The organism is Nocardia sp. NPDC102475, from assembly GCF_055584605.1.
Genome location: NZ_JBVJLS010000017.1, coordinates 208,159 through 218,286, shown reverse-complemented (window position 1 = coordinate 218,286; position 10,128 = coordinate 208,159). Strand labels below are relative to the sequence as shown.

The 10,128-nt window shown below is 67.3% G+C and carries 9 protein-coding genes; 1 reads left to right on the top strand and 8 read right to left on the bottom strand.

The annotated features are described in order from the left end of the window. Positions 1-272: 272 nt before the first annotated feature. From hisH to ACZ60G_RS28895, 6 genes are all read right to left on the bottom strand, one after another. A complete protein-coding gene (gene hisH / locus ACZ60G_RS28920; protein WP_465813826.1) occupies positions 273-908 on the bottom strand; it encodes an imidazole glycerol phosphate synthase subunit HisH in 636 nt (211 codons plus the stop codon). Continuing rightward, positions 905-1,519: an imidazoleglycerol-phosphate dehydratase HisB gene (hisB, locus tag ACZ60G_RS28915; RefSeq protein ID WP_040688866.1), complete on the bottom strand. Its 615-nt coding sequence runs from the start codon at positions 1,517-1,519 to the stop codon at positions 905-907. Before hisB ends, hisH begins: the two co-directional genes overlap by 4 nt. 23 nt (positions 1,520-1,542) lie before the next feature. After that, entirely contained in the window at positions 1,543-2,676 is a 1,134-nt protein-coding gene (locus ACZ60G_RS28910; RefSeq protein ID WP_465813824.1) for a histidinol-phosphate transaminase, read from the bottom strand. Continuing rightward, positions 2,673-4,010 carry a histidinol dehydrogenase gene (gene hisD, locus ACZ60G_RS28905; RefSeq protein WP_465813822.1) on the bottom strand — a complete coding sequence of 446 codons (1,338 nt, stop codon included), beginning with the start codon at positions 4,008-4,010 and terminating at the stop codon, positions 2,673-2,675. Before hisD ends, ACZ60G_RS28910 begins: the two co-directional genes overlap by 4 nt. Positions 4,011-4,199: 189 nt before the next feature. After that, positions 4,200-4,487 carry a putative quinol monooxygenase gene (locus ACZ60G_RS28900; RefSeq protein ID WP_040688773.1) on the bottom strand — a complete coding sequence of 96 codons (288 nt, stop codon included), beginning with the start codon at positions 4,485-4,487 and terminating at the stop codon, positions 4,200-4,202. Positions 4,488-4,503: 16 nt separating this feature from the next. Then, positions 4,504-5,544, bottom strand: coding sequence for an aldo/keto reductase (locus ACZ60G_RS28895; protein WP_465813820.1), 1,041 nt, complete (start codon positions 5,542-5,544; stop codon positions 4,504-4,506). Between the two features lie 142 nt (positions 5,545-5,686). Between ACZ60G_RS28895 and ACZ60G_RS28890 the strand changes: the two genes are divergently transcribed. After that, entirely contained in the window at positions 5,687-6,544 is an 858-nt protein-coding gene (locus ACZ60G_RS28890) for a helix-turn-helix transcriptional regulator (protein WP_465813818.1), read from the top strand. A gap of 22 nt (positions 6,545-6,566) precedes the next feature. Here the strand turns inward: ACZ60G_RS28890 and ACZ60G_RS28885 are convergent, their stop codons facing one another. Continuing rightward, positions 6,567-8,219, bottom strand: coding sequence for a serine/threonine-protein kinase (locus tag ACZ60G_RS28885; RefSeq protein WP_465813816.1), 1,653 nt, complete (start codon positions 8,217-8,219; stop codon positions 6,567-6,569). A gap of 115 nt (positions 8,220-8,334) precedes the next feature. Continuing rightward, a complete protein-coding gene (locus ACZ60G_RS28880) occupies positions 8,335-10,077 on the bottom strand; it encodes a penicillin-binding transpeptidase domain-containing protein (protein WP_465813815.1) in 1,743 nt (580 codons plus the stop codon). Positions 10,078-10,128 lie beyond the last annotated feature (51 nt).

The following is a 10,128-nucleotide window of genomic DNA, read 5'->3' as shown; positions in this document are numbered from 1 at the left end:
AGAACACACGCACACACCATCTAGCGGGTTTGACCCCGGTCGATCGGTGAGGCAACTTATCCAGCTTAGCTCAGCCGTGAACCCAATTCAAAATCAGGAACCTTCCGAACCAGTGTGATCGTCAGGCGCTCCTCGTCCTACCTCGTTTCCCAGGCCACTGTGCTCAACGTTTCCGCTGCGCTTTGGGCTCCGGGTCGGTGTCCGTGTCGCTCTGACTTGGATAAAGTTACTTATCGGCGTGCACGATGTCAAATCGCCTGGCCAGCGGGTGTTTACAGCGAGTTCACCCAATTGCGGAGCAACTGCGCGCCCGCATCACCGGACTTTTCGGGATGAAACTGCGTCGCCGACAGCGGACCGTTCTCGACGGCCGCCAGGAATGGGACGCCGTGTTCGGCCCAGGTGAGCTTCGGCGCGGCGAAGTGTTCACTCGGCGGCAGGTCCCAGGTCTGCGCGGCATAGGAGTGCACGAAATAGAAACGGGTATCGCTTCCCATTCCGGCGAACAGGACGCTGTCGGTAGGAGCCGACACGGTGTTCCAGCCCATGTGCGGGAGCACAGGTGCGGACAGGCGCTCGACCACGCCCGGCCATTCCGCACACCCGTCGGTTTCCACACCGAATTCCACCCCGCGCTCGAACAGGATCTGCATGCCGACGCAGATACCGAGCACCGGACGACCACCGGCCAGCCGCTGACCGATGATGCGCTCGCCTTTCACCTCGCGCAGTCCGGCCATGCACGCGGCGAACGCACCCACGCCGGGGACGACGAGGCCATCGGCGGCCAGCGCGATATCGGCATCGGCGGTCACCTCGACGTTCGCGCCCGCGCGGATCAGCGCGCGGTGCGCGGAGTGCAGATTGCCGGAGCCGTAGTCGAGCAGAGCGACGGATTTCGCTGTCACAGTGTCCCCTTCGTCGACGGCACACCGCTCACCCGCGGATCGAGTTCGACGGCGGCGCGCAATGCCCGCGCGACCGCCTTGAATTCGGCCTCGGTGATGTGATGCTGGTCGCGGCCGTACAGCACGCGCACGTGCAGGGCGATGCGGGCGTTCAGCGCGATCGACTCGAAAACGTGCCGGTTGAGCACTGTCGAATACGGGGCGCCTGGTCCGGAACCGGGAATCACCGCGTGCAGCAGGTGATCGGGTTCGCCGGTGTGTACGCAGTACGGGCGGCCGGAGACGTCTACCGCCGCGTGCGCCATGGTCTCGTCCATCGGAATGAACGCATCGCCGAAGCGACGGATGCCGGACTTGTCGCCAAGTGCCTTACCCAGCGCTTGGCCGAAGACGATGGCGGTGTCCTCGACGGTGTGGTGCGCCTCGATCTCGATATCGCCCTCGGCGCGCACCGTCAGATCGAAGCTGGCGTGTGCGCCGAGCGCGGTCAGCATGTGGTCGTAGAACGGGACACCGGTGGAGATGTCGGTCTTGCCGGTGCCGTCGAGGTCCAGCTCGACGACGATATTCGATTCCTTGGTGACGCGCTCCACCCGCGCGGTGCGATTCATCTTTGTTTCCTCCACAGGCGGATTCATCGGATGGTGAGGTCGGTATCGGCCACAGTGCCGCTGACGCGCAGGAATTCGTCGTTCTCGGCGGCCAGACCGATGGTGGCGCGCAGATATCCCGGAATGCCGACGTCGCGGATCAGCACGCCGCGGTCCAGGTAGTGCTGCCAGGCGCGGGGGGCGTCGGTGAAGCGACCGAAGAGCAGGAAGTTGGCGTCGCTGGGGATCACCTCGAAACCCATGGCGGCCAGCGCTTCCGCGACCCGGTCCCGCTGTGCCGCCAGTTCGGCGACGCTGCCGAGGGTTTCGTCGGCGTGGCGCAGCGCCGCGCGGGCGGCGGCCTGGGTTACCACCGACAGGTGATAGGGCAGTCGCACCAGCAGCATCGCGTCGATCACCGCGGGGGCGGCGACCAGATAGCCGAGGCGGCCGCCCGCGAAGGCGAAGGCCTTGCTCATGGTGCGGCTGACCACGAGTTTCGTCGGATACCGATCGATCAGGGCGATCGCGCTCGGCTCGGCGGAGAATTCGCCGTAAGCCTCGTCGACGACCACGATGCCCGGTGCGGCGGCCAGGATCCGGGCCAGGTCGGCCTGCGGAATGCTGTGTCCGGTCGGGTTGTTGGGGCTGGTCACGAAGACCACATCGGGTCGGCGCTCGGCGATGACGGTGAGCGCGTAGTCGATATCGAGGGAGAAGTCGGCATTGCGCTTGGCCTCGACCCATTCGGTATCGATACCCTCGGAAATGATCGGGTGCATCGAGTACGACGGCACGAAACCGAGTGCACTGCGGCCTGGTCCGCCGAAGGCCTGCAGCAGTTGCTGCAGGATTTCGTTGGAGCCGTTGGCCGCCCAGACATTGGCGGTATTCACCGCGGTGCCGGTCTGGCGGGTCAGGTATTCGGCCAGGTCGGAGCGCAGGGCGACGGCGTCGCGGTCCGGGTAGCGGTGCAGGTCGGTGGCGGCGGCGCGAATGGATTCGGCGACGTCGTCGATGAGGGCCCGGCTCGGCGGGTGCGGGTTCTCATTGGTGTTCAGCTGCACCGGCACCGTCAATTGCGGTGCGCCGTAAGGCTTTTTGCCGCGCAGATTCTCGCGCAGCGGCAGGTCGTCCAGGCTGATGTCGGAGCCGGGTACGGTGATCTCGGGGGTCATGCCAGTGCCTCGAATCGCGCTTGTACGGCCTGGCCGTGTGCGGGCAGGTCCTCGGCATTGGCCAGGGCGACCACGTGACCGGCGACATCTTTGAGCGCGGCCTCGGTGTATTCGACGACGTGGATCCCGCGCAGGAAGGTCTGCACGCTCAGGCCCGACGAGTGTCGCGCGCAACCCGCCGTCGGGAGTACGTGGTTGGAGCCCGCGCAGTAGTCGCCGAGGCTGACCGGGGCATACGCACCGACGAAGATCGCGCCGGCACTGCGCACTCGGGCCGCGACGGCAGGCGCATCGGCGGTCTGGATCTCCAAATGCTCGGCGGCGTAGGCATTCACCACCCGCAGCCCCTGCTCGATATCGTCGACGAGCACGGTGCCGGATTGCTTGCCGGACAATGCCTCTCGCACCCGATGCGCGTGCTTGACCACCGTCATCTGGGTGGTGAGCGCGGCGTCCACCGCCTCCGCGAGTTCGACGCTGTCGGTGACGAGCACGCTGGCGGCGAGCACATCGTGTTCGGCCTGGCTGATCAGATCGGCGGCGACGTGGACCGGATCGGCGGTGGCATCGGCCAGGATCGCGATCTCGGTGGGCCCCGCTTCGGCGTCGATGCCGACCAGGCCGCGGCACAGGCGCTTGGCGGCGGTCACGAAGATATTGCCGGGACCGGTGATCAGGTCGACCGGCTCGAGCTGCGCTCCATCGGTATCGATACCGCCGTAGGACAGCAGCGCGATGGCTTGCGCACCGCCGACGGCCCACACTTCCTCGACCCCGAGCAGCTTCGCGGCTGCCAGGATGGTCGGGTGCGGCAGCCCGCCGTGCTGCGCCTGCGGCGGCGAGGCCACCACCAGCGAGTCGACACCGGCCGCCTGCGCGGGCACCACATTCATCACGACGCTCGACGGGTAGACGGCATTGCCGCCGGGCACGTAGAGCCCCACCCGCTCGACCGGAACCCACCGCTCGGTGACAGTGCCGCCGGGCACGACCTCGGTGGTGGTATCGGTGCGTCGCTGATCGGCGTGCACCTTTCGGGTCCGTTCGATCGCGACCTCGAGTGCGGTACGCACGGCCGGATCCAATTTCTCCAATGCGGCTTCCAACTCGGCCGCGGGCACCCGCACGCTCGCCGGAATCACGCCGTCGAACTGCTCGCTGAACTCCAGCGCCGCCGCGACCCCGCGATCCCGGATCGCCTCCACCACCGGTCGCACCTGATGCAGCACCGAGTCCACGTCGACTCCCCCGCGCGGCAGCGCGGTGCGCAGCTCGGCAGCGGAGGGAGTACGGCCGCGCAGATCAACGCGGGCGAGCTCGATGCGGGATGTCATGAGGTCTGCGATCCTGTCTGTCCTGATCCTTGGACGCCGTGCCCGACGCCGAGCGGTCGGTATTCTCCGCTCCGCTCCAGCTACCAGCCTATCGGTCCGGTGCCACCCGTTATCCGCTGCGGTCGCCGGATGTGGCGCGGAGTACGGCCGCCTGCCCCGGTCCGATAGTGGACCGGGGCGCGGCGGGTGTCAGGCCGAGACGAGGCGCTTGATGATCATCGGTTCGGCCAGGATCTGGTCGAGTACGTCGCGCACATGGAAGAAATGTGGCGTCGTGAAATGTTCGTCGAGGGCTTCCGGGGTGGTCCACTCCTCGACGAGCACCATGTGGGATGGGTCGTTGGGGTCGGTGTAGGGGTGGTAGGTCAGGCAGCCGGGCTCGGCGAGGGACGGTTCGATCATTGCCTCGAGTGCCGTGCGTAGGCGGTCTTCGCGGCCCGAGTTGGCGCGGAATTCGGCGACGACGTGCAGTGTCATGGGGGCTCCTCGGAAATTACGCGCGGGCGGGGCCGGTGCCCGCGCCGGTCGTGGTGATGGCGGTCTCGATTGCGGCGAGATCATCGGTGCTGAGCGCGAGTTCACGGGCACCGAGCCAGCCGTCGATCTGCTTGGCGTTACGTGCGCCGACGATGGCGCCGGTGATGCCGGGCCATGCGGTCGCCCAGGCCAGGGCCACCTCGGCGACGGTCACGCCATGGCGGGCCGCGATCGGGCGCATGGCTTCGACGAGGGCGAGCTTGGCCGACAGGCCGGTGGTGAAGTCCGGATGCGAACCGCGCCAGTCCTCGTCTGGGAGATTGCGCAGGCGTTCTTCGGTGAATGTGCCGGTGAGCAGGCCCGATTGCAGTGGCGAGTAGACGATCACGCCGGTGCCGTTCTCGTGTGCCCAGGCGATATCGGCCGCGGCCGAGCGGTTGACCGCCGAGAACGGCGGCTGGATCGCATCGACATGGGCGATGGATTCGGCGATCGGCAGCTGGGCCGCGTCGTGGTTGGACAGGCCGATGGCGCGGACCTTGCCTTCCTTCTTCAGATCGGCCATGACCTGCCAATACTCCTCGAGCGGAGTTGCCTGGTCATTGGCCTCACCCTCGGCGCCGTAGACGAACACCGCACCGGTGTCCGGCCAGTGCACCAGGTAGAGGTCGATCTGCTCGGCACGCAGCCGACGCAGCGAATCCTCGATTTCCTTGCGCACCACATCGGGCCGCATGATCCGGCGCGGCGGGCCGGAACGGTCGTCGCCTTCTTCCCAGATCAAGCCGGTTTTGGTGAAGAGATAGGGCCGCTCGGTTTCCGGGATGTCGGCGAGCGCGCGACCGACCACATCCTCGGCATGGCCGACCCCGTAGGCGGCTGCGGTATCGATCCAGTTGATTCCGGCGTGCACCGCGTGCCGAATGGCGGCGATCGACTCGGCGTCATCGGTGGCGCCCCATGAGTACTGCCAACCGGATCCGCCGAAGATCCAGGTGCCGAAGCCGAGCGGGGTGAGGTCCATGCCGGTGTCGCCGAGGGGGCGGGTGTTGCTCATTGTGTCCGTCTCCGTTCACTGCCGGAACCGTTCCGGCGGTGATCACTACTTTCGGCGCGGACGGCGGCGGTAAACAGCGCCGCGCGAGCCTGGGCACGGCATGACCAGGATGCGCCCGGCAACCGGCTGGATACTGGATGACGTGAGTCTGGATCGACGTGCCGAACTCGGCGAATTCCTGCGTTCCCGGCGGGCGCGGCTGAGCCCGGAGGAGGTCGGCCTGCCCGATTACGGCAGCCGCCGCCGGGTGCCCGGTCTGCGCCGCGAGGAGCTGGCCATGGTGGCCGGGGTCAGTGTCGACCACTATGTGCGTCTGGAACAGGGACGCACCCTGCACTTTTCGGAGTCGGTGCTGGATGCCGTCGCGCAGGCGCTGCGGCTGAATCCGGTGGAACGCGAGCATCTGTATCGACTGGCGCGGCCGTGGTCCGGCGAGGAGCCGCCGGCCGAACAGCAAGTCCGTCCCGGATTGCGCAGGCTGCTCGACGCGGCCGCCGACGTCCCCGCCTACATCGTGGGCCGCGGCACCAATGTGCTCGCCTGGAATTCCCTCGCCGCCGCGCTCATTACCGATTTCGGCGCACTACCGCCCCGCGAGCGCAATCTGGCCCGGCTGGTCTTCCTCGATGAGGGGATGCGGGAGTTGTACGAGGATTGGACGGCCAAGGCCGCCGATGTCGTCGCGTACCTGCGCCTGGATATGGCGCGCAATCCCGGCGATGCCGGAATCGCTTCGCTCATCGAGGAATTGAGCGCGAACTCCGCCGACTTCGGCGCCATGTGGCAGCGTCACGAACTCAAGGACAAGACGCACGGGCGCTACATTTATCTGCACCCGGTGGTCGGCCGACTCGATCTGGGCTTCGAAACCCTGCGCCTGCCCGACGATCCGGATCAGGCGCTGATCATGCACACCACCGAAGCGGATTCGCCGAGCGCCACCGCCCTTGCGCTGCTGGCGAATTGGGCGCAGACCTCGGTGCGGTCCGTTGCCCGATAGCGCACCGCACCCGCCGCCGTGACTAGCGCGCGTCGCCGCTGCGGGTGTCGCTGTCGATGAGTGGGGTGCCGCTGCCAGGGTTGATCAACCGCAGCGTCACCGACCTGTTCTGGCCCGCATAGGTCACGCTGGCCACATTGATTTCCACCGAACCGTCTGGGTTGGTACCTGTACCACCACCGGCCGCATCAACAGTGTTGAAGCCCGTGACCCGATTCTGCGTCCAGTAATCCTGGAAGGCTGACTGACTGCCGTAGACCCGCTGGGCAGCGGGAGTCAACTGTTTCCACGCAGACGCGAAACTCATATAGGTGAGGTTGTTGTAGAAGTCCACCACTTGATCGATGGATTGCCGCGAGTCTGCCGTGCCGACGCTCTTCGTTTGCCCCGGCGCGCCCGCGGCAGCCGTGGAAGTGGTCCCCTTGGACACCGACGACGAAGGCGGACTCGCTTGCACCGACGGCGTATTGGTGCCCGACTGATTCAGCGCACCGATCAGGATGGCCACGACGGCCACCACCGCACCGATGGTCGCGCCGACCAGTACGGCCTTGCGCTTGCCACCGGACTTGCGCGGCGCCGGACGCGGCTGCGTCGCCGTACGCGGATGCGCGGCGGTAGACGGATGCGATGCACTGGAGTTGGCGGGACGGACGGAATTTCGCGGCGGCGGCGCCGGACGTGGCTGCCGCGCGGTCGGCTGGTGCTCCGGCGTCGGATTGGCCGGTGGCCGCAGCGCACGGGTCGCGGATTCGCCGCGCCGACCGAAAGCCTCACTGGCCGGGACGAATCCGGCGGTCACCGGTCCGGAATCGGCGAGCGCGGAAAGATGTTCGCGGGCCGCACGCATGGTCGGCCGCTCGGTGGGATCCGGGCTGAGCAGATCCAGCAGGAAGTCGGTTGCGGGGCCAGCGTGCCGAGGTTCGCTCACCTGGCCGTTCGCCGCGGCATAGAGCACGGCGAGCGGGTTGGCGCTGGCACCGTACGGCGGTTCGCCCTCGAGCGCGTGGAAAAGCGTTGCGCCCAAGGCGAATACGTCGGCGGCCGGTGTCGGGTCGGCGCCGCGTGCGACCTCCGGCGCGAGATAAGCGGCGGTACCGCAGATCAGACCGGTCTCGGTGAGCGTGACGTCACCGGTGGCGCGGGAGATACCGAAGTCGGTGATCTTCACCGTGCCGGTGTCGTCGAGCAGGATATTGCCCGGCTTGACATCGCGGTGCACGATTCCGGCGTGATGTGCGGCGATGAGCGCCGCGGCGACCTGTTCGCCGATCCGCGCGACCTGGGTCAGCGGCAGCATCCCCTGCGCGGAGATCACGCCCGCCAGACTCTTCGACTTCAGGTACTCCATCACCAGGCACGGGTCCCCGTTGTGCTCGGTGATATCGAAGACGACGATCGCATTCGGATGCTGGAAGCGCGCCGCATTGCGGGCCTCGCGGATCGCGCGCTGTCGCACCACGTCGCGCTCGGCTTCGGGCAGGCTGGGCTTGATGTGGATCTGCTTCACCGCGACCGAGCGCTGCAGGCGTTCGTCGATGGCACGCCAAACCACACCCGTGCCGCCGCTACCAATCCGCTCGACCAGGCGGTAGTGCTCCGCGATCAATTGACCGGTATCGATGGCGCCTACTCCGAACCTTCTCGAAATCGTGACATCACGCGTATTGACCATCAACGCGTTCCGCCGACGAGTGTAGCGGGGCGCAATCCTCGGCACGCGGCTGCGGGGGTATATTCGCCGCCCACACGCGCCGAACGCTAATACCGTGCTGATTCGACAGTGACGCTCAATGTCTTGCACGCAGCATACGGCCTGCGGCCTCCACAGCCGGACCCGAGCTGTTGGCATCGCTGACGAATACGGCGAAGGCCAGGTCACCGTCGATGCCGACGAACCAGCCGTGGGCATGCTTGTCATCGATGTACTCGGCGGTGCCGGTCTTGCCGATCAGTCCTGGGATATCACGCAATGCGGTGGCGGTGCCGCCGGTAATGGTTTCGCGCATCATGGTTTTCAGCTGCTCGTCGGTGGTCGGCGGCAGCGGCGCCGGGGTGTGATCGGCTACGCCGGGCTGCCCGTCGACGACCATCGGCAGCGGCATCGATCCGCGCGCGATGGATGCGGCGACCAGCGCCATACCGAACGGTGAGGCCGTCACCCTGCCCTGGCCGATACCGGACTCCACGCGCAGCGCCGGGGTGTCCGCCGTCGGCACCTTGCCGGTGACGGTGGTCAGACCGGGTGTGACGAAGTCGATGCCGAGGCCGAGTTGTGCCGCGGCATCGGTCAGGCCGTTCGGTGCGAGATTCGCCGCGAGTTGGCCCATGGTGGTGTTGCAGGACTGGGCGAACGCGGTGTGCAGCGCGACATTGCCGAGGTCGAAGTTGTTGTCGTTGGGGATGCGGCGGCCCTCGATATTCGCGGTGGCCGGGCACGGCAGGACGGTGTCGGGTGTCACAGCGCCGGATTGCAGAGCGGCCGAGACCGTGACGGTCTTGAAGGTCGAACCCGGTGGATACAGGCCGGTGAGCGCGATCGGTCCCTGGGCGTCGGCGGCCGCGTTCTGCGCGACGGCGAGCACCTTTCCGGTGGAGGGTTGCATCGCGACGATCGCGGCGGGCTGGGTGATCGGCGTCAATGCGCTCTCCGCGTAGCGCAGCAGATCGGTGTCGAGTGTGGTCGTGATATCCGCGGTGGGTTTCGGATCCTGACCGGCGACGCGTTCGGTGCCGTCGGTGGTCTGCGCCCGCACCGCCCAGCCTGCCGCCGCGTCGGTGGAGCTCTGCCACAGGTCGGCGAGGCCGGACAGCACCGGTGACGCGAGGGATTTGTCGGTGGCGAGCAGGCGGGTCTGCGGCGCGAGGGTGACGCCCGGGACTGCGGCCAGCGCCGTCTGGATCGGGGCGATATCGGCGTCGCGCAGGGTGACCGCGGTGATCGACTTGCCCTGGGCCGCAGCCAGATCCGATTGCAGCGACTGCGCGGTGATATCGGCGGCGACGGGAGCGAGCACCGCGGCGAGCGTGGCGGTATCGGCACCGGGGGCGACGTTCACCAGGGTGACCACCTGCTGGGTCATCAACTCACCGCCCGATGACTCCAGAATGCGCGCGGGCTTCGGATAGGTGGTGGTGTAGCTCAGCGGGCCGAGTGCGAGACCGGGTGCGATGGCATTGGGATCCCATTTGATCTTCCAGCCGTCGCCGGAATCGGCGGCGGAACCGTTGGTGGTGTAGCTCCACTCGTTCTTGCCGAACTTCCAGGTGGCGGCGAGGGTGAAGGAGTTCTTGTCCGCGCTGCGGACCTCGTATTTCACATCCTTGCCGAGCCCGTCGTAGAGCTTGCCCAGCGCATCCGATGCCGTGGCCGGGTCGTCGGTGAGTGCGGCGGCCGCGGCGATATCGTCGCGGCTGAGCGCATCGGCGAACTGCCCGGCGACGGTGTCGGGCTGGGCCCGCCCTGAGCCGCAACCACTCAGGGCCAGGGCGGAGGCTGCGAACAGAACAAGAAGATTCCGGTAAGCACGCACCCGGCCGACTCTAGTGCCGGACGGCAACGAGCCTGGGTAGCCGCACGGAGC

Bases quoted from the DNA above. Each gene is read 5' to 3' on its own strand.
- ACZ60G_RS28900 (WP_040688773.1), bottom strand. From the start codon at position 4,487: ATGACACTGCACGTCGTCGCCGAATTCCGCGCCAACTCGGGCCGCGAA.
- ACZ60G_RS28895 (WP_465813820.1), bottom strand. From the start codon at position 5,544: ATGAGCAACACCCGCCCCCTCGGCGACACCGGCATGGACCTCACCCCG.
- hisB (WP_040688866.1), bottom strand. From the start codon at position 1,519: ATGAATCGCACCGCGCGGGTGGAGCGCGTCACCAAGGAATCGAATATC.
- ACZ60G_RS28885 (WP_465813816.1), bottom strand. From the start codon at position 8,219: ATGGTCAATACGCGTGATGTCACGATTTCGAGAAGGTTCGGAGTAGGC.
- ACZ60G_RS28910 (WP_465813824.1), bottom strand. From the start codon at position 2,676: ATGACCCCCGAGATCACCGTACCCGGCTCCGACATCAGCCTGGACGAC.
- hisD (WP_465813822.1), bottom strand. From the start codon at position 4,010: ATGACATCCCGCATCGAGCTCGCCCGCGTTGATCTGCGCGGCCGTACT.